We start from the raw sequence: 20,728 nt of genomic DNA, 5'->3' as shown, positions 1-20,728 counted from the left end.
CAGTGCTCATCTCATCGGTCCTTTCGTGCGGGCACGCTGTTCAGTGCTTCGACCAGCCGGTCGACGCGAATCGGCTTGGTCAGGTAGTCGTCCATTCCGGCCTCCATGCACATCTCCCGATCGCCTTGCATGGCATTGGCCGTCATGGCCACGATGCGCGGCCTCAGCGGCCCATCGAGCAAGGTGCAGATCTGCCGGGTCGCATCCAGCCCATCCAACTCGGGCATCTGCACGTCCATCAGCACCACATCGTAGGCCTGGCGCTGGACCGACTCGACGGCCTCGATGCCGTTGGAGGCCAGGTCTGCGCGGTAGCCCATCTGCTGCAGCAGGCGCAACGCGAGTTTCTGGTTCACCGCGTTGTCCTCGGCCAGCAGGATGCGCAGCGGATGGCGCGCGGCCATGGATGGGTCGATCTGCGGCTTGGCCGTGGCACTGGTTGCAGGCTTGGCGGGCGCGTCGTGCGCGAGCAGGCTCACCAGCGTGTCGAACAGTTGCGACTGGTGGATGGGCTTCGACAAGTAGGCATTGAACAGCGATGCGGTGTCGCCGGCTTCGCGCCGGCCCATCGAGCTGAACAGCACGAGCGGCAGCGCTGCATGGTTCGCGCGGATGCGCCGCGCCAGATCGACGCCGTCCATCTCCGGCATGTGCATGTCCAGGATCGCAACGTCGAAGCGCTCGCCTCTGTCGAGCCAACGCAGCGCTTCGGCCGGCGAATCCGTATGGCGCGGGTCCATCCCCCACTTGCCTGTCTGCAGCGCAAGCACGCGGCGGTTGGTGGCGTTGTCGTCGACGACCAGCACGCGCTTGCCCTTCAGTTCCAACTGCACGCCGATGAACTCGCGCCGGGCGCTCGGCGGCAGGTGTGCGATCGGCGCCTCGATGGTGAAGAAGAAGGTCGAGCCGGTGCCGGGGCCATCGCTCTCGACCCACATCGTCCCGCCCATCAGTTCGGCGAGCCGCTTGCTGATGGCCAGGCCCAGGCCGGTGCCGCCGTACTTGCGCGTGGTGCTGGAGTCGGCCTGCGAGAAGGACTGGAACAGCCGGCCCTTGCCTTCCGCCGACAGGCCGATGCCGGTGTCGCGCACGGCGAAGGTCAGCGCGGCCCTGGCGCCCGAGGCGGGCTCCGCGCTCACCGTCAGCACGACTTCCCCGGTCTCGGTGAACTTCACCGCGTTGCTCAGCAGGTTCAGCAGGATCTGCCGCAGCCGTGTGAGGTCCCCGTTCACCGCGAGCGGCACGTCGCCCTCGAAGACGTAGGCGATATCGAGGTTCTTTTCGGTCGCGCGCGTGCTGACCAGGTCGAGCGCCGACTCCACGCAGTCGCGCAGGTCGAAGGGGTGCTGCTCGATGTCCATCCGGCCGGCCTCGATCTTCGAGTAGTCGAGGATGTCGTTGATGATGGTCAGCAGCGCATCGCCCGAATCGCGGATGGTCGCGGCATAGTCCTGCTGCTCGGTGTCGAGCGTCGTGTCGAGCAGCAAGCCGCTCATGCCGATGACCGCATTCATCGGCGTGCGGATCTCGTGGCTCATCATCGCCAGGAAGGCGCTCTTCGCGTCGTTGGCGGCTTCGGCCGCGGCGCGCGCTTCCCGCGTCTCGTTGAACAGGCGGGCGTTCTGGATCGCGATCACGGCCTGGTCCGCGAAGGTCTTCAGCAGCCTGATTTCCTTGTCGGCGAACGGCCCGGGCGGCTGGCGCGTGACATGGATCGAGCCGATGTAGCGGCCTTCCCACAGGAGCGGCGCGATCATGATCGCGTAGGTGCCGATGATCCTGGCGATCTCGCGCATGAACGGCGGGACGTGCGGTTCGGCGAGCGCGTCCGGAACATGGAAGACGTCGGGGCCGCCCATGGACAGGCCGCCGGGCGGCGGGCGGTCCATGGGGCGGGGATAGAACTGCTCCAGGATGTCGCGCGCGGACCCGCGGTGGGCGCCCAGATGCACCAGTCCGTCCGCCCCGAGCAGCGAGATGCCCATCTGGCGGCCGGAGAACAGGCGTTGGCAGCTCTCCAGGATCTTCTCGAACACGGGCTGCGCATCCTCCATGGAGCCGCTGATGACCTGCAGCACTTCCGACGTCGCGGTCTGCTGCTCCAGCGCCTCGCGCGTCTCGTTGGACTGGCGCGTGTTCTCGATGGCGATCACGGCCTGGTCGGCGAAGGTGCGCGCGAGCTTGGTTTCCTGGTCGCTGAAGGCGCCTGTCGTGTCCCGGAGGACGACGATCGATCCGATGGCCTTGTGCTCCTTCATCAGCGGAACGAAGAGGCCCGAGCGATAGCCCAGCGCCACCGCGAGATCCTTCATGCGCGGGAACTCCCCGGTACTCGCCTGCGTGTCCGCCACATTGATGATGCGCGCATCGATCATGCAGGCACCGGCGCCGCTGCCGCGATCGAGCGGCCAGGGATTCAGGAATCCGCCCTGGCGCTCGCCACGCGTGCCGTCGTCGGCAAAGGCCACGGTCTCGATCGTGCCGTCGCGCGGCATGCAGAACGCGACCGCGCGGCCTTCGAACAAGCGCTGGCAGGCCTGAACGATGGCATCGAAGACCGGTTGCGTCTCTGTCGGCGAACTGCTGATGACACGCAGGATCTCGGCGATGGCGGTCTGCTGCTCCAGTGCCTCGCGGGTCTCGTTGATGAGCCGCACGTTCTCGATCGCCATCACGGCCTGGTCGGCGAAGGTCTGCACCAGGCCGATCTCCACCGGCGCGAAAGGCCGCACCTGGTTGCGCAGCAGGGCGATCACGCCGATCGATTGGCCGTCGCGAAGCATCGGCACGGCCAGCACCGTGCGAAAGCCGTTGCGCGCCTGGAGTTCGCGCACGTCCGGGTATTCGGTGTCCATGAGGGGCACCACGTCCTCGACATGCACGCAACGGCGCTCCAGGAATGCGCGGCCCGCGATCGACCCGGCGCGCAGCGGCAGTTCCACTCCCATCGCGCCGGCCTGGTACGCCGGGCCGTAGCTCGTCATCGCGCGCAGCTTGCCGTCGACCGCGAGCCACACCCGGCTGCCCTCGGCGCGGCACAGGATGCCGGCGCGCTCGGCCACCGTATTGAGCACCGGCTGAACATCCGTGGGCGAGCCGCTGATGACCTTCAGCACTTCGGACGTGGCGGTCTGGCGCTCCAGCGCCTCGCGGGTCTCGTTGATGAGCCGCATGTTCTCGATCGCGATCACGGCCTGGTCGGCGAAGAGCTTGAGCAGATCGATCTGGCGTTGCGGCGTCACGCCCGGCTCCGGCCAGGCGGTGGAGATCACGCCGATCGGCTCTCCGTCCTTGAGCATCGGCGCGGAAATGATCCGGCGCCAGTTCCCGGTATTCGCCAGCTGGCGGTCGTAGTTCGGCTCCGACCACGTGTCCTGGATGCTGAGCGCCTTTCGTTCCTGGATGACGCGGCCGGTCAGTTGCTGCAGGGTGGGGGGCGCCGGCCATATGGCGCGTGCCGACGCCAGCGCCGATTCGGACCAGTTGCGGGTCGCGGCCAGGTGAACCAGCCGGCCGTCGTAGCTGAAGATGGCCGAGGTCGGGCTGCCGAACAGCCGTGTCGCGCAGTCCAGGATGGCCTCGAACACCGGCGTCACGTCGGTCGGCGACTCGCTGATGACGCGCAGCACATCGCTGATCGCGGTCTGGTAGTCGAGCGACTCGCTCAACTCGGCGGTGCGTTCCTCGACCTTGTGCAGCGCCTCCTGCGTCTCGTTGAAGAGGCGCGCGTTCTGGATCGCGATCACTGCCTGGTCGGCGAAGGTCTTGAGCAACGCCCGCTCGCTGCGGCGGAAAGGGCCGATCTCGCTGCGCTGCATGCTCAGCAGGCCGATGCCGCGGCCTTGCCACATCAGCGGCGCAGCCACGTTCGCGAAGCTCCTTCCAAGCTGAAGGGCATTGCGGCGCAACACGGGCGGTGCCGAGGCGTCGTTCAGGACGTCGGCGAATTCCACCAGGTCGCCGGTGCGGAACGCCAGTTCGGCGGAGGTGTCGCCGGGCGCCGCCGGGTAGCTCGCCTGCATCACGGGCTGGAGCTGGGCGGCGCGGGCCTCGCCGATCGCCGCACGGCCGGCGGGCGTCATCATCCAGCGCTTGAGCGCGAGCCGGCCGTCGTCGTCGACCATCATCAGCGCGAAGGAACTGACGTCGAACAGCCGTTCGCAGCATTCGAGGATCTTGTCGAACACCGGGCCCGGGTCGGCGACGGAACTGCCGATCACCCGCAGCACCTCGGCCGTCGCGGTCTGGTGCGCCAGCGTCTCCTGTGTTTCGTCGAACAATCGGGCGTTCTCCAGCGCGACGCCCATGCTGGCCGCCACGGTTTCGAGGAGTTGGATCTCATCGGCCCCGAATGCGTATTCGCGCTCGTGGTTCTGCAGCCCGATGGCGCCCAGGACGCGGTCGCTGCCGATGATGGGAACGGCGGCGATCGAGTGCGCCCAGTCGGTTCCGGGCGCCGGGTGGAGGCCGGCCCGGGTCTGCTCCTCGCGCGTGTTCGCTACGCGCACATGGCGGTCATGGAGGATCTGTTCCAGCACTTCGCCCGGCCTCACCGGGCGTGCGGGCGGCAAGGGCAGCGGCAGGTTGTGCTCGTAGCGGTACAGCGCCTGGACGAGGTTGGCCTTGTCGTCCCACCACAGGATGTTGACGTCGCCGGAGTCGAACACCTCGCGCAGCTTGTCGCCCACCATGTGGATGATGGCGTCGAACGGCAGCCGGGCCGCGATGCCCTCCTGGATGCTGTCGATGAGGGTGAGCGCACCGGCGCGCTGCGCGAGTTCGGCAGTGCGCTGGGCGAGCCGGCGTTCCATGTCGTCGCGGGAGCGGATGTTGGACAAGGCCACCGCGGCCTGGCTCGCCAGCGCGGCCAGCAGGTCGCGGTCGGTGTCATGGAACCGCCCGACGGCGCCCTCGATGTCGGCATAGAGGAAGCCGAGCGGTTCATCCTGCGCCTTCAGCGGTGCGATCAGGCAGGAGCGTTGCGCCGCCGGCTTGGCGCCGGCGGGTCCATGCCGCAGGCTCGACGTGCGCGTGCGGCGGGATTCGGCAAGCCAGGGTTCGATGGCGCGCAGCAGGGTGGCGGCATCCTCGCCGCGCGGCAGCGTCGAGCCGGCAATCCGCAAGCCGTCGTCGGCGTCGAGCACCAGCAGCACCCGCTGCGCGCCGCCGAGATCGGCTGTCTCGCGGACCAGGCATTCGTGCAACTCTCCTTCGCTGCGCACCCCGTTCAGCCGCACGCCCGCGTCCACCAGCCGCTCGAAGGGCTCGCGCGGGTCTGCATCGGCGCGCAGCGCGTGCATCGACAGTGGCCGGGACCGGGACTCCGCCATAAGGCATTGGCTCCTGCGATCAGGGGGGATGCGCGAGAGGCGCACACCGCGTGGAGTCTAGCGAAGCGGCGCGAAGATGCGCAGCCCCCGATCAGGGAACGAACAGCCGCTGCACCAGCCCGCGCAGCCAGATGTTGGATGCGTCCTGGTGAAAACGCCGGTGCCAGAACTGGTGCACTTCGACCACGGGCGCCTTGAAGGGCGGGTCGACGATGCGGATGCTGGCGTAGCGCATGCAGATGTTCGCCAGGTCGCGCGGCACGGTCGCAACCAGATCCGATGCCTCGATGATGGGCAGGAGGCTCATGAAGTGCGACAGTCCGACCAGCACGCGCCGCTTCAATCCCCGGCGCTGCAGGAACTGGTCGAGCAGGTGCTCGCGGCCGTCGGGGCTCACCACCGCATGGGAGGCGGCCAGATAGGTCTTGAGCGTCAGACGCTCGCCGATGGTCGGATGGTCGCCGCGCACGATGCATACATAGTCGTTGCGGAACAGCTTCTGCAGGAAGAAGCCGGCCTTCTGCAGGTCCGGCAGGTAGCCGATGGCGAGTTCGGCCGCACCGGTCTCCAGCGCCTCTGCCGCCGCCTGCCGCGGCATCGAGAAGGTGCGCAGGTCGCAATGCGGCGCCTCCTGGGCGAAGGCCGCCAGGATGCGCGGCAGGAAATGCACTTCGGCGATGTCCGGCGTGACGAGGGTGAACACCTTGCCAGCCAGCAGCGGATCGAAGCCGGGCGCCGGCAGGATGTCGGCCTTGATGGTTTCGATGACACGCCGCACCGCGCCATCCAGCTCGGCGGCCCGCGGAGTCGGCTGCATGCCGGCACCGGTCTTCACGAACAACGCGTCGTTGAACAGTACCCGGAGCCGGGCCACGGCCGCGCTCATGGCCGGCTGGCTCAGGCCGATGGCTTCCGCGGCGCGGGTGACGCTGCGGTGTTCCGACATGGCGTGGAAGGCCACCAGAAGGTTGAGGTCGACTTGCCTGATATCCATGTGGTGGATTCTATGTATACGTCAAATCCACTTCATCAATAGACCGCCCGTGCCTAGACTTCGCCTCCAACAGGCCGTGGACGTGGTCGATGCGGCTGACAGGAGACAACATGGTTCATCGGATTCGGCAGGGTGCAGGGGATGTCTGAAGGCACACCTCGCCTGCGCTGCGCCTGCGGCATCGACGTGCATGCGCACATGGTCCCGGCGGAATTTCCGGCGTACCTCGGCAACAGGGTGCCGGCGCAATGGCCCTCGACCACCGCGGCGCCCGATGCCGGGGGCCTGTGCCACCGCCACGTGATGATCGCCGGCAGCAACTACCGCACAGTCTCGGAGAAGTGCTGGAGCGTGACGCGTCGCCTGGCCGATCTGCCGGAGATGGGGTTGGCGCACCAGGCCATTTCGCCGATGCCGGAATTGCTGTCGTACTGGATGGAGCCGGCCGATGCGCAACAGCTTCTGCGCTACCTCAACGAGCAGATCTCGACGATGGTGGCGGAGTCGGGCGGTGTGCTGATCGGGATGGGCGCCGTGCCGCTGCAGGACACCGACCTCGCCATCGCCGAGCTTCGGCATGCCGTCGAGACGCTCGGATTCGCGGGTGTCGAGATCGGCAGCAACGTCAACGGCACGCCCATCGGCGACCCGCGCTTCGATCCCTTCTTCGAGGCTTGCGAGGCGCTCGATGCCGCAGTGTTCGTGCATGCGCTCAAGCCGACCGGCATGGACCGGCTGGTGGGCCCGGCCCCACTGCAACAGGTGCTTGCCTATCCGACCGATGTCGGGCTGGCCGCCGCGTCGGTCATCACCGGCAATCTGTTGATGCGCCGGCCGAAGTTGCGCATCGCCTTCAGTCACGGCGGCGGCACGCTCGCGATGCTGCTGCCGCGCCTGCAGCAGGGGTGGGGCGTGTTCCCGGCGCTCAAGGAACAGGTGCAGGCATCGCCGGTCGAGCAGGCGCGTCGCCTCTTCTACGACACGCTGGTGTTCGACGCCGCCACGCTGGCGCACCTGGCGGCAATGTTCGGTGGCACGCAGTTGATGGTCGGCACCGACTACCCGTTCAATTTCCACGAACACGCACCGCTGGCGCGGATCGAAGCGGCCGGCTTCGGGGCCGAGGCGGCGGACCACTTGATCGACGGCAATGCGCGGCGCTTTCTCGCGCGCGCCTTCGCGTCGGCGAAGCATTGAAGGAGCAGGAATGAGTTCACCCTGGATCAGCGGCCTGCGCAGCGTCGCGCTCGACGTGCCCGACCTCGTGCGTGCCGAGGATTTCTATACCCGCGTCTGGCACCTGAAGGTCGCGGCGCGTACGGACGATGCGCTCTACCTGCGCGGGACCGGCACCGACCATCATCTGCTGGCGCTGCACCGCGGCGGCACGGCGTGCGCGATCCGGCATGTGACCTTGCGTGCGCGCAGCGCCGAGGCTTTGCAGGCCGTGGCCGAAGCGGCGGTGCGCGCGGGCGGCCGGATCGTCGGAGCGCTGGCGCCCATTGCAGAGCCCGGCGGCGGCATCGGACTCACGTTGCGCGATCCACACGGCCGCCTGCTGCAGGTGGTGCACGGCGACGCCTTGCACGCCGATGCGCACGAGGCCAGGGACCAGCCGACGCGCCTCGCGCACGTGGTGCTCAACAGCCACGACGTGGCCGCGTCGCAAGCCTTCTTCGAACAGGCCCTCGGCTTCCGGCTGGCCGATCGCACGCGGATCATGGCCTTCCTCAACTGCAACGCAGACCACCACAGCGTGGCGCTGGGCGACACCGACAACGATGCTCTCAATCACATCGCCTTCGTGATGCCCGACCTCGAGTCGGTGATGCGCGGCGGCGGGCGCATGAAGGACGCCGGCCACGCGATCGAGTGGGGCCCCGGGCGGCACGGCCCCGGCGACAACGCCTTCAACTACTTCATCGGCCCCTTCGGCGAAGTGATCGAGTACACGGCCGAGGTCGAGCAGATCGACGACAGCTACGTGGCAGGCGGCCCGGCCGACTGGACGTGGCCGCCGGGCCGCGTCGACCAGTGGGGCATCTCGCAGCCGCCATCGGCGCGCCTCAAGGAGGCGCAGCGACAGGTTTTCTTCATCCCGACTCCGGAGCATTCATGAAACTCACCACCTTCCTGCACGACGGGGGCGCGCGCCTCGGCGTGGTCGACGGCGACCAGCTCATCGACCTGCAATCGGCCCAGCCGCAAGTGCCGCCGGATCTGCGCGCCGCACTCGCGGCGGGCGTCGATCTGGTGGCCGCGGCCAAGGCCGCCATCGCATCGACCGCGCCGCGCCTTCCGCTGGCCGGGCAGCAGTTCGCGCCGCTGATGCCTGAGCCGGGCAAGATCATCTGCCTCGGCCTGAACTACTTCGACCATGCCAAGGAAGGCGGGCGCGAAAAGCCCGAGTACCCATGGTTCTTTTTCCGCGGCGCGACCTCGCTGGTGGCGCACGGCGCGCCGGGCATCCTGCCCAGGGTGTCAGGCAAGTTCGACTACGAGGCCGAGCTGGCGCTGGTGATCGGCCGCCGCGTTCCGCGCCATGTGTCGCAGGAGGATGCGCCGGGCTATGTGTTCGGCTACACCTGCTTCAACGACATGTCGGTGCGCGACTACCAGAAGCGCACGCCGCAATGGACCATCGGCAAGAACTTCGACGGCACGGGCGGGTTCGGGCCGGTGCTGGTCACGGCCGACGAGCTGCCGCCTGCGGCGGCCGGCCTGAAGATCCAGGGGCGCCTCAACGGTGAGGTGATGCAGAGCGCCAACACCACCGACATGATCTGGGGCGTTGCCGAGACCATCTCCCTGCTGAGCGACGTGCTCACGCTGGAGCCGGGCGACGTGATCGTGATGGGCACGCCGGCCGGCGTGGGGCAGGCGCGCACGCCCCCGGTATGGATGAAGGCCGGCGACACCTTCGAGGTCGAGATCGAGCGCATCGGCACACTCGTGAACCCGATCCGCGCCGAGGACTGAAGGCATGGCTTCATCAACGCAGCGCGGCGTCGACTTCGACGTCGCGGTGGTCGGCTTCGGCCCGTCGGGGGCGGTTGCGGCGGGCTTGCTCGCGGGCATGGGCTTGCGCGTGTGGGTCTGCGACCGGTCGCGCGAGGTGTATGACAAGCCGCGTGCGATCGCGGTGGACCACGAGATCCTTCGCGTGTTCCAGCAACTCGGCGTGATGGATGCGGTAGCGCCGCACCTGGAACCCTTCACGCCCTCGGAGTATTTCGGCGTGGACGGCCAGTTGATCAAGCGGCTGACCATGGTCGCGCCGCCGTACCCGCTGGGCTACACGCCGTCGAACGTCTTCACGCAACCGCCGGTCGAGGGCGCGTTGCGCGCGCATGTGCAGGGGCATCCCAACGCCACGGTGGCGCTCGGCACTCAGGTGACGTCGCTGGACCAGGACGGGGAGGGGGTCACGCTCGACTGGCGCCGCGACGACGGGGAGCACGGCAGCACGCGTGCGCGCTGGGTCGTTGCGTGCGACGGTGCGTCGAGCCGTGTGCGCGAGCAGGTGGGCATTGCGCTGGAAGACCTGTCCTTCGATGAGCCGTGGCTCGTGGTGGACGTGCTGGCCAACGAACGCGGGCTGGCGAAGCTGCCCACGACCAGCGTGCAGTACTGCGAGCCCGACCGGCCCTGCACGATGGTGATCGGCCCGGGCAACCACCGGCGCTGGGAAATCTCGCTCAAGCCCGGAGAGGACCCGCAGAAGGTCGTCGAGCCGGCCGAGACGTGGAAACTGCTGTCCCGCTGGCTGTCGCCTGAGGATGGAGCGCTGTGGCGCCAGGCGAGCTACCGCTTTCACGCGCTGGTGGCCGACCGCTGGCGCAGCGGCCGGGTGTTCGTCGCCGGCGATGCGGCGCACCAGCAGCCGCCCTTCCTGGGGCAGGGCATGTGCCAGGGCGTGCGTGACGTCGCCAACCTGGCCTGGAAGCTGGCGGCGGTGTGCCACGGCGAGGTGCGCGGTGCGGCGGCCGAGGCATTGCTCGACAGCTACGGCATCGAGCGGGCGCAGCACGTGCGCCAGCTCACCAGCCGCATCAAGGGGATCGGCGCAGTGATCTGCGAGCGCGACGAAGCCAAGGCGCGCGAGCGCGACGCGCGCATGCTGGCCGAATGCGGCGGCGTGGTGCGCGACATGCCGCGGCAGGACGTGCTTCCGGGGCTCGAGGCCGGATTGCTGTCGCCCCTGCCGCATGGCGCCAACGGCACGATCTTTCCGCAGCCGTGGATCGAGCGGGGCGGGGAGCGCGCGCGCTTCGACACGCTGGCCGGCAATGGCTGGTGGCTGGTGATCGACGAGGCGTTCGACGCCATCGATGCGGCGCCGACGAGCGGCGCGCCCTCCATGACATGCCTGCGCCTCGGTGAAGCACTGCGCGAAACCGAAGGTGTGGCTGCGGACTGGTTTCGCCGCCACGGCTGCCGCGCTGCCATCGTGCGGCCCGACCGCTACGTGTACGGCGTGGCCTCGAATGCCGCGGAACTCAATGCGCAACTGGACGCGCTCGCGGTCCGCCTTTCTGACTGAACGCTCATCCATTCAAACAACGGAGACCAGGTGATGAACAGAAGAAGCTTTCAACTGACGCTCGCCGCGGCGGCGCTGGCGCCCCATGCATGGGTGTGCGCACAGGAGCCGTGGCCCAGCAAGCCCATCAAGGTGGTGCTCTCGCAGCCCGCGGGGTCCGGCCCTGACAACATCGCGCGGCTGCTGGGCGACGGGCTCGCGCAGTCGATCGGCCAGCCCTTCGTGATCGACAACAAGCCGGGCGGCCAGAACGTGATCGGCGCACAGGCGGCCAAGCAGGCGGCGCCGGACGGCTACACCTTCTACTTTGCGACGACCGCCGCGCTGGTGACCAACAGCTATCTGTTCAGGTCGCTGCCCTACGACCCGCTGAAGGACTTCGTGCCGGTGGCCTTCGTCGCGAACAGTCCGTTCGCGCTGCTGGTGAGCGCCGATTCACCGATCAAGTCGGTCGCGGATCTCATCGCCCGAAGCAAGGCCGAGCCCGGCAAGCTGTCGCTGGCCAACGAAGGCCCGCGCACCTTTGGCGGCATGATCGCGCGCCTGTTCAACGCACGCGCCAAGGCCGGCGCCAACCTGGTGGCCTACAGCTCGATCGGCACTGGCGTGCAGGACCTCATGGGCGGCCACTCGGAAGCGCTGGTGGCGGACGTGGCGTCGACCGCGCAACTGGTGCGGCAGGGGCGGCTGCGCATGCTCGCGGTGACCTCGCCGAAGCGCATCGCGGGATGGGACAACGTGCCCGCTCTGGCCGAGACCTTGCCCGGCGTCGACATGGTGGGATGGCTGGCGGTCGTCGCGCCGGCGGGCACGCCCGCGGCCATCGTCACCCGAATGAACGCGGGCATCAACAGCATGCTCGCGAACCCGGGCTTCGCCGACAAGCTGCTCGCGATCGGGCCGATCGCGGCGCCGCCGCAGTCGCCCCAGCAGTTCGATGCCTTCCTGCGCGAGGAGCATCGCCGTCTCGGGCTGATTGCCGTGGAGATCGGTTTGCTGCCCGAATAGTCTCCGCCTTGCGACGCCGTTCAGCCGGGCACGAATCCCGCCGCCTTGACGCCGGCCATGCAGATGGCCTCGTCTTCATCGCCGGTGCCGCCACTGGCGCCGACCGCGCCGAGGACCGCGCCCTGCGCATCCTTGATGAGCACGGCGCCGGTCTGCGGCAGGAAGCGGCCGCCCGAGGTGGCCGCCAGCGACACGAAGAAGTTCGGATTGCCCTTGGCGCGCTCGCCGAGCGTGCGGCTCGACACGCCCATGCCGACTGCGCCCCAGGCCTTGCCCTGCGCCACTTCGAAACGGAACATGCTGGCGCCGTCTTCGCGCGCGAAGGCCTTGAGATGCCCGGCGTCGTCGAGCACCACCACCCCCATGGGCTGGTAGCCGGCTTGCTTCGATGCGGCAAGGGCGGCGCCGATGATCTGGTTGGCCTGGTCGAGTGTGAGAGAGGTCATGGTGTGCGGGTCGTGTGAAGAGTAGGGAATGGATTGTCAGGTTGCGGGCGCCGGTCGCGTCAACGCGTCGAAGCCGAAGCGGTTCATGCTGCCGAAGGCGGGGCCCGCGGGGTGCGGTACGAAACGCGTGTGGCAGTCCAGCACCGCCGGCAGCCCCGATGCGAGCGCGCGGGCCATCGCGGGCGCCACGTCTTCCGCGCGTGTGACCGCCTCGCCGAAGCAGCCGAAGCCGTGTGCGATGGCGGCGTAGTCCGTGCCCTCCAGGCTGGTGGCGAACTCGAAGTCCAGCTGCGACTTCTGACCGGCGCGGATGATGCCCCACGAAGCGTTGTTGTGAACGATGGTGAGCACCGGCAGCCTGGCCCGTCTTGCCGTGTCGAGTTCGTTCAGCGTGAAGCCGAAGGAGCCGTCGCCCGTGATGTGGACCACTGGCCGCGCAGGGTGTTGCAACTGCAGGGCCATGGCGTAGGGCAGGCCGAAGCCAAGGTGGCTCATGCCGGGCTCGTGCAACCGTGTGCGCACCTCGCTGACCGGCGTGAAGTCGTTGCTCCAGAAGGTGGTGTGGCCGCCGTCGAACACCGCGAGGGCATCGGCGGGGAGGGCATCCGCGATGGCCTTGGCGAGCGCTGCGGGATGCATCGGTTCCGTCGTCTCGCTGGCCATCTCGGCGAGCCTGGACTCGTAGCCTGCACGCACCGCGCGGACGCGCTCCAGCCATCCGGCTTCCGCGCCGGGTGCGGGCTTGTCGTCCAGCGCGGCGAGCAGGTCTTCCAGCGCCTGCCTGGCGTCGGCCTGCATGGCGACCTCATGCAGAGCGGGTTGACCGAGCGCAGAGGGATCGATGTTGATGTTGATGGTGCGGTGATGCCGCCGCGCGAAGGGGCCGCGGTCGTCCCACATCCAGGACGAGTATCGGCACCCGATGCTCAGCACCACATCGGCGCCGTCGAAGGCCGCTCGAACCGCGTCGCCGGCGATCAGGCCGCCATGGCCGATGAAGTGCGGGCCGTCGCTCGCCGCCGCGCCGAGCGCCATCTGCGTCGGCACCACCGGCGCGCCCAGGCGACGCGCCATTTCGCGCACGAGGTCCACCGCGCCGCTGGTGACGACACCGCCGCCGGCGACGACCAGCGGCCGCTTGGCCTGGCGAAGCAACTGCGCCGCGTCTTCGACCGTCGATGCCGAGGGCCTTGGCAGCGCTGTGGCGCGGTAGCGGGACGGCGTGAGATCGAACTCGTCGTCTGCGAATTCGGCCACGGCAGACAGCACGTCCTGGGGCACGTCGAGATGCACCGGCCCGGGCCGGCCCGAGAGCGCCTCGCGAAACGCGCGCCGTGCCAGTTCCGGCATGCGCCTCGGGTCGTGGACCACGGCGTTCCATTTGGTCAGCGGCGCCAGCACGGCCCGCGTGTCGAGGTCCATGAACATGCCGCTGTGCGGATAGGCCGCGGCGCGGTGCTGGTTGGTCGTGATGGCCAGCAGCGGCAGGTTGTTGTTGAGCGCGACGCCCATGCCGGACGCGAGGTTGAGCCCGCCCGGCCCCATCTCGCCAATGGCAACGGCCATGCGGCCGGAGCCGGCATGCACCGCCGCTGCCATCATTGGACCGGTGGCCTCGTGGCGCACGCCGACGAAGCGCACCGTTTGCTGTTGCGACAACGCGTGCATCAGTGGGGCGAGCTTGCCGCCGACGATGCCGAAGGCGAACGGAACCTGCTCCATCGCCAGGATGCGCACCAGGGCCTGGGCGCCAGTCAATCGAAGCACGGGCTCAGTCCTCCGCCGTGAAACCGGTGGCGCGCACGATCGGGCCCCAGCGGTCGTAGTCCGCCTTGACGCGGCGTGCGAATTCCTCGGGCGACTGGTGCACCGGCTCCAGCCCGTAGGTGGCCAGGGCGGCGATGAAATCAGGCGCCTGCAAGGCCTCGCGTACCAGCGTGTTGAGGCGCTGCACGGTGGCCTCGGGCGTCTTTGCCGGCAGGAACCAGCCCAGCCATTCCTGCACCGCGATGTCCTTGTAGCCCTGCTCGACGAGCGTCGGCACTTCGGGCAGGAAGGGCGAGCGCTGTGCACTGGTCACGCCGAGCGAGCGCAGCTTGCCCGAGCGGATATGCGGCATCACCTCGCCCACCACGTTGAAGCTCACCGGCACCTGGCCGCCCATCACGTCGTTGAGCAGTGGCGCGCCGCCGCGATAGGCCACGCTGGTCATCTCGATGTCCGCAGCCTTCTGCAACATCATCCCGGCGAAGTGCAGCGCCGAACCCGCCGCCGGCACGCCGAAGGTGGCCTGCTTGGGATTGGCCCTGGCCCACTTCACATAGTCGGCAACGGTCTTGATCTCGGCCGGCAAGCCGGGGCCGGCCGTGAACGAGAAGGCATAGGTGACGGTGGAGGTCACGGGAATGAAGTCGACCAGCGGGTCGTAGTTGAGCTTCTTGTAGGTGTGGGGGTACAGCACCATCGGCGAACTGGGGATCTGCAGGATGGTCAGCCCGTCCGGCGCGGCGCGCTTGACGTACTCCACCGCGATGCGGCCACCCGCACCGGTGCGGCTTTCCACCGTCAGGCTGGTCGCGTAGTGCCCGCGCAGCTTTTCGGCCACCGGCCGCGCGACGTTGTCGCCCATGCCGCCCGCCGGGAAGCCCGACACGATGGCTGCATTGCCGTTGAGCTGGGCCAGCGCCAGTCGCGGCAGGCCGAGTGTCGCAAGAGCCGAAAGCCCGGCGCTGCGCAGCAGCACCTCACGACGATTCCACATGGTTTGTCTCCGGTGTTTTGTAGTGGGTGAAGCTTAGGCAGTCCCCCGCGTCCGTGCCATGGACGAAGAGGCCCGGGCCATGTAGATTTCCGGCATCCCGATCGAACCGCCATGCCCGCCACGCCGCTTCTTGTCGTCCCGTTCCGCGAAGTCCGCCACTTCGGGCCCGAGGACAGTTTGTACTTCGAGGCGATCCGCGTTCGTGCCAGCCAGCACCAATGGACGATTCCGGCACATCGCCACGAAGGCCTGCACCAGTTCCAGTTGCTGACCGAGGGCGGGCTGGTCGGCATGCTCGATGGCGAGCGGCATGTGTTGAAGGCGCCGGCCGCGGTCATGGTGGCGCCGGGCGTGGTGCACAGCTTCGTGTACGAGCCCGACAGCGCAGGCTCGCAAGTGACCGTGCCGAGTGAAGCGCTCGCGTCGCTGTCGGCGCATTCGCCCGCGATCCAGCAGCGCTTGTCGCAGAAGCTGATCCTCGATGAAGCGGCCCTGGGCGCCGGCCTGGCCGATTGCGCGCAGCGCTTCGCGATGCTGGGCGAGGAGTTCATGGCGCAGCGCGCCGGGCGGGCCGAGGCGCTTCAGTCGCATGTGATCCTGCTGGCACTGTGGTTCCTGCGGCACCAGGAAGCGATCAGCGGCAGCGGCCGGCTGCGGGCGTCACGCGATACGCTCGTGCAGCGCTATCGCGGGTTGGTCGAACTGCATTTTGCCGAGCATCGACCGCTGGGCTTCTATGCGCGCGCTCTGGGTGTGACGGCGGATCACCTGAGCCGCGTATGCCGCGCGACCACCAGTACGAGTGCGTTGGAACTGCTGCATGCGCGCGTCGCGCTGGAAGCCAAGCGCATGCTCGCGCACTTCGATCTGACGGTGGCGGATGTGGCGGAGCGGCTCGGGTTCGACGATGTCGGCTACTTCAGCCGGTTCTTCAAGGCGACGACGGGCAGTGCACCCTCGGTCTATCGGGACGCGCTGGCAGCGGGCCTTGCGGCTGCGCCGCGTCGAGTCGCACCAGGGATCACCGACGGCGAGCGCCGGGACTGACGCACCGGTGCTCCGGCCACGGTCCCGACCGTCCCGACCAGTTGGCCGACGACCAACCGCACCTGCGATCGCAGCGTGGCGACGGCGCGGCGATCACCCGCCAGGTGCTTCATCAGGCATTGCTGGAACAAGCCGTCGAACATCGCGTAGGCGACACCGCTGGGAACGCGCACCGGCGTGCCGCTGAGTTCGGCAAAGCGGGTCAGCACTCGCCAGATCATCCGCTCCAGGCTCTTGTCGATCTCGGCGACATCGGCCCGGAATGCCGGCTCGAACAGGGATTGCGCGCGCAGGTCGTACCACAGCCGATGCATGTTCGCGTCCTTGCGCACGGTCTCCGCCAGCCCGGCGGTGAACCCCTCCAGCAGTTCGTCGAATGAACTCGCTTCGGCGGTGACCTCGTCGTAGCGGGTCACGCAGCGCGCCTTGTACTGGCGCACGCTGCACAGGATCAGGTCGAGCTTGTCGGTGAAGTAGTAGTGCAGTACGCCGTGAGAGAAGGCGGAGTTCTGTGCGATCTCGCGCAGGCTGGTGCGGGCGTAGCCGAGTTCGGCCAGTGTCTGCATCGCCGCTTCGCCGAGTTCGGCGCGGCGCTCGGCGAACTTGGCGTCGGGGGGGCGGGGCATCTTCGACATGCGCCGATTGTAAAGAGCCCCGTGGGCGTTTGAGCCCACTCATCAGTGCAAACCCGTGCATCTTGACAACTGTCCTGATAAATCTTGACAGTCGTCAAGGCCACTTCTAGCATCACTGCGCGTTCCTTGACGATCGTCCAAAACATGCAGGAGACAACATGCAGAAGTTCGACTTGTCCGGCCGCAAGGCCCTGGTGACGGGCGGGGCGCGCGGCCTCGGCGAAGGCATGGCGCAGGCGCTGGCCGCGGCCGGCGCTTCGGTGATGATCGGCGACGTCCTCGCATCGCTCGGTCGCGAAACGGCCGGCAAGCTCTCGGCGGGCGGAGCCAAGGTGGGCTTCGTTCAACTCGACGTCACCAAGGAGGAGGACTGGGACGCCGCGGTCCAGGCCACCATTGACACGCTGGGCGGCTTCGACATCCTCGTCAACAACGCCGGCATCGAGATCACCGCGCTGGTGGCCGATATCGACGCCGGCGAACTGCGACGCATGCTCGACGTCAACATCGTCGGCACGGCCCTCGGCATGAAACACGCGTTTCGCGCGATGCGCCCACGGGGTGCCGCGGGCAAAGGGGGCGCGGTCGTCAATATCTCTTCGGTCGCGGCGACCATTGCCTTCCCGGCGATCGCCGGCTACTCGGCCACCAAGTCGGCGGTCGACCGCCTGACCCGCGTCGGTGCGATGGAGGCCGGCAAGCTCGGGTACGGGGTGCGTGTGAACTGCATCTACCCGGGCCTGGTGCCCACCGAGATGGGCATGAAGCTGGCGGGCGACGTGGTCGCCGCCGGGCTCTTCGCATCGCCTGATGCGGCGGTGAATTCGATCATCGAGCAGACCCCCGCCGGGCGCCTGGGTGAAGTCGGCGACATGGCCGATGCAGTCGTGTTCCTCTGCTCGGACGCTGCGCGCTTCATCACCGGTGCCGGCTTGCCGGTAGACGGCGGCATGGGCATGTGAAAGGACGACACGATGAGCAAGAGCAAGAAGCCCGTGGTGGTCTATGGCGCGTCCGGTTACACCGGCCGACTCATCTGCGAATACCTGCGCGAATACAACCTGCCGTTCATCGCGGCAGGCCGCAGCAAGGAAAAGCTCGAAGACGCGATGAAGTCTCACGTCCCGGGCATCGAGACCGCCAGCTATGAGATGGTCGAAGTGCCCCACACGGTCGAGGCGCTCACGGAGCTTTTCAAGGGCTCCTCGGTCGTGTTGAACACGGTGGGCCCGTTCGCGAAATTCGGCCCTGAGGTCGTTCAGGCGTGTCTTGCGGCCCAGTGCCACTACACCGACACCACGGGAGAACAGGACTGGCTGATCACGCTCGACGAGGAGTACGGCGCCAGATTCGCCGCGGCCGGGCTGCTGCTTTCGCCAGGCCTCGCCCAGATGTACACCACCGGGGAGATTGCCGCGCAGTTGTGCCTGGAGACGCCTGGCCTCGACACGCTCGACATCGCCGTGTTCTGGGGCGGCAGCCCGACGATCGCGTCGACGCAGTCAATCCTCGTCAACGCGGCGATGGCCAAGGCCTACTACCTCGAGCAGAACAGCTACGTCGAGTGGCAGCCCGACGCCGGCCTGTACAGCCTGTCGATTCCGGGGCAGCACGAGGCGGCGCTGGCGCTGCCATGGGGCGGCACCTCGCACCCGGTGTGGTTCAAGAAGGACCCGCGGGTCTCCAACGTCAAGGTGCTCGGCGGCGTGTTCAACAAGCCGCTGATGCTCGGTGTTCCGCAGATCGTTGCCGCCGCCGTCAAGGCCACCGAAGGCATGAATGCCGACGACCGTTACGCGGCGCTCGCCAAGACGGCGGCTGGTGTCATGAGCAGCATGCCTCCGCGAGAGAACCCGCGGATCAACAAGTCGGTGGATTCGGTGCACGCCTCGGGGCCGCTGGCTCGCGCGCACTGCGTCATCTTCGGCAACTGCAACTACAAGCAGACCGGCATGCTGCAAGCCTACGCCGCGGCTTCGTTGCTGCAGCAGCCGCCGCGGCGCGTGGGCTTCGCGTCGGGTTGCCAGGCCTTCGGGCATCACGAGTTGCTGGGTGCCTTGCGCAGCTTCGGCCTGGTGCAGGCGCCCGTACTGACCGTGCAGCGTTGATCACGCCCGCGCCGCCATGCGCCTGATCGACTATCTCGACAAGGGCGCCCAACTGGGCGAGCGCGCGACGTGCTTCACGATGGGCGACGCAGACCTGTCCTACGCCCAGGTCCAGGGGATCAGTCATCGGGTGGGGCGCGCGCTGCAGCGGTCCGGCATCGGCCCCGGCGACAAGGTCGCGGTGCTCGCCAGCAACGATGCGATCGCCTTCGCCTGCGTGTTCGGCATCTCACGTGCGGGTGCGGTCTGGTGCCCCATCAATCCGCGCAACGAGGCGAACGAGAACCGCTTCGTGCTCGACGCGTTCGACTGCGCCTGCCTGATCTTCCACAGCAAGTACGCGGCGATGGTCGAACAGATTCGCGGTGCATGCCCGAAGCTCAAGACGCTGGTCTGCCTCGACGCGCCCCAGTCTTATGCGCCCTCGTGGGCGCAGTGGGTCGACGGGGTGAGCGACGAGGCTCTTGAAGTGGAGCCGCCGGATGACCTCGCGATGATCGCCGGCACGGGAGGCACGACGGGCCAACCGAAGGGCGTCATGTTGTCGGGCCGGAACCTCGAGACGATGTCTGCGCTGACCTTGATGGGCTACCCGTTCGACGGCCGTCCGACCTACCTGGCGCTGGCCCCGTTGACGCACGCGGCCGGCGTGCTGTGCCTGCCGGTGATGGCGCTCGGCGGGCGCGTCGTGATCATGCCCGCGCCCGACCTGGGGGAGTTCCTCGGGCTGATCGAGCGGCACCGCGTGACGCACACTTTCCTGCCGCCGACGCTGATCTACATGCTGCTGCGGCATGAGCGCCTGGCTTCGACCCGACTCGATTCGCTGCAGTGCTTCTGGTACGGTGCGGCGCCCATCTCGGCATCCCGGCTCGAAGAGGCCCTCGAAAAGGTCGGCCCCGTCATGGCGCAACTCTTCGGCCAGACCGAGGCGCCGATGATGATCTCGATGATGCCGCCGCGCGATCACTTCAACGCCGACGGATCGGTCGCGCGCGGCCGGCTCGCATCCGCTGGGCGCCCCGGGCCCCTGGTGCAGGTGGCGACGATGAATGCCGACGGCGCCTTGCTGCCGATCGGTGAAACCGGCGAGATCGTGATTCGCGGCTCGCTGGTGATGATGGGCTACTACAAGGACCCCGCAGCCACCGAAGCGGCAGGGCGCCACGGCTGGCATCACACCGGCGATATCGGGCGGCTCGACGCCGACGGTTTCCTGTACATCGTCGACAGGGCGAAGGACATGATCATCACGGGAGGTTTCAATGTCTACTCGGTCGAGGTCGAGCAGGCGCTGATGCAGCACCCGGACGTGCAGGACAGCGCGGTGATTGGCCTGCCGGACGACAAGTGGGGGGAGCGCGTCGTCGCGGTCGTGCAGTTGCACGCGGGTCGGAGCAACGACATCGACAGGACCGCGCAGGAGATACAGGCTTTCGTGAAGGCGCGGATCGGCAGCGTCAAGGCGCCCAAACAGGTCGAGATCTGGCCGGATCTGCCTCGTTCCAAGGTGGGCAAAGTGTTGAAGAAGGACATTCGCTCGACCCTCGTCGAACTGACGCGGCGCGCCTGATCCAGCGACTGGGACTAATATCGTCTTGCGCGCCCGGCGCGACCGGGCGTTTGCATCGCCCTCGTGGCACGCCAGTGACCAGACGAACAGCACCGCACCATGCGTTCCATCTGCAGGCAGCAAGCGGCACCTTCGGGTGCCGTTTGTATTGGAGAAGGCAATGCTCGGCCGGCTGGATGACAGTCTGCGGTGCCTCGACGCCAATCAGGTCAAAACTATGACCATTTCCGGCTTCCATGCGATAGTCTTGGAAGAGAAGTCCCGTGATATTTGCCGCCTGAAG

Annotated in this window: 15 protein-coding genes; 9 read left to right on the top strand and 6 right to left on the bottom strand. The window is 68.0% G+C overall.

Features of this window, described 5'->3' with window-relative positions; all coding sequences use genetic code 11:
• Positions 1-11: 11 nt before the first annotated feature.
• Positions 12-5,330, bottom strand: a complete 5,319-nt coding sequence (locus QTH97_RS01255) for a GAF domain-containing protein (protein ID WP_286566164.1) — start codon at positions 5,328-5,330, stop codon at positions 12-14.
• A gap of 91 nt (positions 5,331-5,421) precedes the next feature.
• Complete coding sequence (locus tag QTH97_RS01250; RefSeq protein WP_286566163.1) at positions 5,422-6,324, bottom strand: LysR family transcriptional regulator; 903 nt, start codon at positions 6,322-6,324, stop codon at positions 5,422-5,424.
• Positions 6,325-6,465: 141 nt separating this feature from the next.
• On the opposite strand from QTH97_RS01250, the gene QTH97_RS01245 reads away from it, so the two are divergent.
• Genes QTH97_RS01245 through QTH97_RS01225 form a run of 5 tightly spaced genes read left to right on the top strand, consistent with a single transcriptional unit; the run spans position 6,466 to position 11,875 of the window.
• Positions 6,466-7,521 carry an amidohydrolase family protein gene (locus tag QTH97_RS01245; protein WP_286566162.1) on the top strand — a complete coding sequence of 352 codons (1,056 nt, stop codon included), beginning with the start codon at positions 6,466-6,468 and terminating at the stop codon, positions 7,519-7,521.
• A 10-nt stretch (positions 7,522-7,531) separates the two neighbouring features.
• Complete coding sequence (locus tag QTH97_RS01240; protein ID WP_286566161.1) at positions 7,532-8,443, top strand: VOC family protein; 912 nt, start codon at positions 7,532-7,534, stop codon at positions 8,441-8,443.
• Positions 8,440-9,303 (top strand): fumarylacetoacetate hydrolase family protein, encoded by an 864-nt coding sequence (locus QTH97_RS01235; RefSeq protein WP_286566160.1) that lies wholly within the window; start codon positions 8,440-8,442, stop codon positions 9,301-9,303. Before QTH97_RS01240 ends, QTH97_RS01235 begins: the two co-directional genes overlap by 4 nt.
• Positions 9,304-9,307: 4 nt before the next feature.
• The gene (locus QTH97_RS01230; RefSeq protein ID WP_286566159.1) at positions 9,308-10,867 is read left to right on the top strand and encodes a bifunctional 3-(3-hydroxy-phenyl)propionate/3-hydroxycinnamic acid hydroxylase; all 1,560 of its coding nucleotides are present in this window, start codon (positions 9,308-9,310) and stop codon (positions 10,865-10,867) included.
• Between the two features lie 33 nt (positions 10,868-10,900).
• Complete coding sequence (locus tag QTH97_RS01225; protein WP_286566158.1) at positions 10,901-11,875, top strand: Bug family tripartite tricarboxylate transporter substrate binding protein; 975 nt, start codon at positions 10,901-10,903, stop codon at positions 11,873-11,875.
• A 20-nt stretch (positions 11,876-11,895) separates the two neighbouring features.
• Here the strand turns inward: QTH97_RS01225 and QTH97_RS01220 are convergent, their stop codons facing one another.
• Genes QTH97_RS01220 through QTH97_RS01210 form a run of 3 tightly spaced genes read right to left on the bottom strand, consistent with a single transcriptional unit; the run spans position 11,896 to position 15,082 of the window.
• A complete protein-coding gene (locus tag QTH97_RS01220; RefSeq protein ID WP_286566157.1) occupies positions 11,896-12,321 on the bottom strand; it encodes a GlcG/HbpS family heme-binding protein in 426 nt (141 codons plus the stop codon).
• 36 nt (positions 12,322-12,357) lie between these two features.
• Complete coding sequence (locus QTH97_RS01215; RefSeq protein WP_286566155.1) at positions 12,358-14,088, bottom strand: thiamine pyrophosphate-binding protein; 1,731 nt, start codon at positions 14,086-14,088, stop codon at positions 12,358-12,360.
• A gap of 4 nt (positions 14,089-14,092) precedes the next feature.
• Positions 14,093-15,082 (bottom strand): Bug family tripartite tricarboxylate transporter substrate binding protein, encoded by a 990-nt coding sequence (locus QTH97_RS01210; RefSeq protein ID WP_286566153.1) that lies wholly within the window; start codon positions 15,080-15,082, stop codon positions 14,093-14,095.
• A 111-nt stretch (positions 15,083-15,193) separates the two neighbouring features.
• Here QTH97_RS01210 and QTH97_RS01205 point away from each other — a divergent pair, with 111 nt between their 5' ends.
• Positions 15,194-16,129, top strand: coding sequence for a helix-turn-helix domain-containing protein (locus QTH97_RS01205; RefSeq protein ID WP_286566152.1), 936 nt, complete (start codon positions 15,194-15,196; stop codon positions 16,127-16,129).
• Here the strand turns inward: QTH97_RS01205 and QTH97_RS01200 are convergent.
• Positions 16,045-16,764, bottom strand: coding sequence for a TetR/AcrR family transcriptional regulator (locus QTH97_RS01200; protein WP_286566151.1), 720 nt, complete (start codon positions 16,762-16,764; stop codon positions 16,045-16,047). The genes QTH97_RS01205 and QTH97_RS01200 overlap by 85 nt on opposite strands.
• Positions 16,765-16,922: 158 nt before the next feature.
• Between QTH97_RS01200 and QTH97_RS01195 the strand changes: the two genes are divergently transcribed.
• From QTH97_RS01195 to QTH97_RS01185, 3 genes are read left to right on the top strand one after another with little or no spacing between them, the layout of a single operon-like run.
• The gene (locus tag QTH97_RS01195) at positions 16,923-17,726 is read left to right on the top strand and encodes an SDR family NAD(P)-dependent oxidoreductase (RefSeq protein WP_286566150.1); all 804 of its coding nucleotides are present in this window, start codon (positions 16,923-16,925) and stop codon (positions 17,724-17,726) included.
• A 12-nt stretch (positions 17,727-17,738) separates the two neighbouring features.
• Positions 17,739-18,872 (top strand): DUF5938 domain-containing protein, encoded by a 1,134-nt coding sequence (locus QTH97_RS01190; protein WP_286566149.1) that lies wholly within the window; start codon positions 17,739-17,741, stop codon positions 18,870-18,872.
• Positions 18,873-18,888: 16 nt separating this feature from the next.
• Positions 18,889-20,445, top strand: a complete 1,557-nt coding sequence (locus QTH97_RS01185) for an AMP-binding protein (RefSeq protein ID WP_286566148.1) — start codon at positions 18,889-18,891, stop codon at positions 20,443-20,445.
• The last annotated feature ends 283 nt before the right edge of the window (positions 20,446-20,728 follow it).

It is taken from the genome of Variovorax gracilis (genome assembly GCF_030317115.1).
GTDB classification, from domain to species: Bacteria; Pseudomonadota; Gammaproteobacteria; order Burkholderiales; family Burkholderiaceae_C; genus Variovorax; species Variovorax gracilis.
Note: the sequence above shows the minus strand (reverse complement) of the source record. Positions and strands in the feature narration are given on the sequence as shown.

Excerpts from the sequence above, each read along its gene's own strand:
- QTH97_RS01255 (WP_286566164.1), bottom strand. The coding sequence starts at position 5,330 with ATGGCGGAGTCCCGGTCCCGGCCACTGTCGATGCACGCGCTGCGCGCC.
- QTH97_RS01250 (WP_286566163.1), bottom strand. The coding sequence starts at position 6,324 with ATGGATATCAGGCAAGTCGACCTCAACCTTCTGGTGGCCTTCCACGCC.
- QTH97_RS01245 (WP_286566162.1), top strand. The coding sequence starts at position 6,466 with ATGTCTGAAGGCACACCTCGCCTGCGCTGCGCCTGCGGCATCGACGTG.
- QTH97_RS01240 (WP_286566161.1), top strand. The coding sequence starts at position 7,532 with ATGAGTTCACCCTGGATCAGCGGCCTGCGCAGCGTCGCGCTCGACGTG.
- QTH97_RS01235 (WP_286566160.1), top strand. The coding sequence starts at position 8,440 with ATGAAACTCACCACCTTCCTGCACGACGGGGGCGCGCGCCTCGGCGTG.
- QTH97_RS01230 (WP_286566159.1), top strand. The coding sequence starts at position 9,308 with ATGGCTTCATCAACGCAGCGCGGCGTCGACTTCGACGTCGCGGTGGTC.
- QTH97_RS01225 (WP_286566158.1), top strand. The coding sequence starts at position 10,901 with ATGAACAGAAGAAGCTTTCAACTGACGCTCGCCGCGGCGGCGCTGGCG.
- QTH97_RS01220 (WP_286566157.1), bottom strand. The coding sequence starts at position 12,321 with ATGACCTCTCTCACACTCGACCAGGCCAACCAGATCATCGGCGCCGCC.
- QTH97_RS01210 (WP_286566153.1), bottom strand. The coding sequence starts at position 15,082 with ATGTGGAATCGTCGTGAGGTGCTGCTGCGCAGCGCCGGGCTTTCGGCT.
- QTH97_RS01205 (WP_286566152.1), top strand. The coding sequence starts at position 15,194 with ATGCCCGCCACGCCGCTTCTTGTCGTCCCGTTCCGCGAAGTCCGCCAC.
- QTH97_RS01200 (WP_286566151.1), bottom strand. The coding sequence starts at position 16,764 with ATGTCGAAGATGCCCCGCCCCCCCGACGCCAAGTTCGCCGAGCGCCGC.
- QTH97_RS01195 (WP_286566150.1), top strand. The coding sequence starts at position 16,923 with ATGCAGAAGTTCGACTTGTCCGGCCGCAAGGCCCTGGTGACGGGCGGG.
- QTH97_RS01190 (WP_286566149.1), top strand. The coding sequence starts at position 17,739 with ATGAGCAAGAGCAAGAAGCCCGTGGTGGTCTATGGCGCGTCCGGTTAC.
- QTH97_RS01185 (WP_286566148.1), top strand. The coding sequence starts at position 18,889 with ATGCGCCTGATCGACTATCTCGACAAGGGCGCCCAACTGGGCGAGCGC.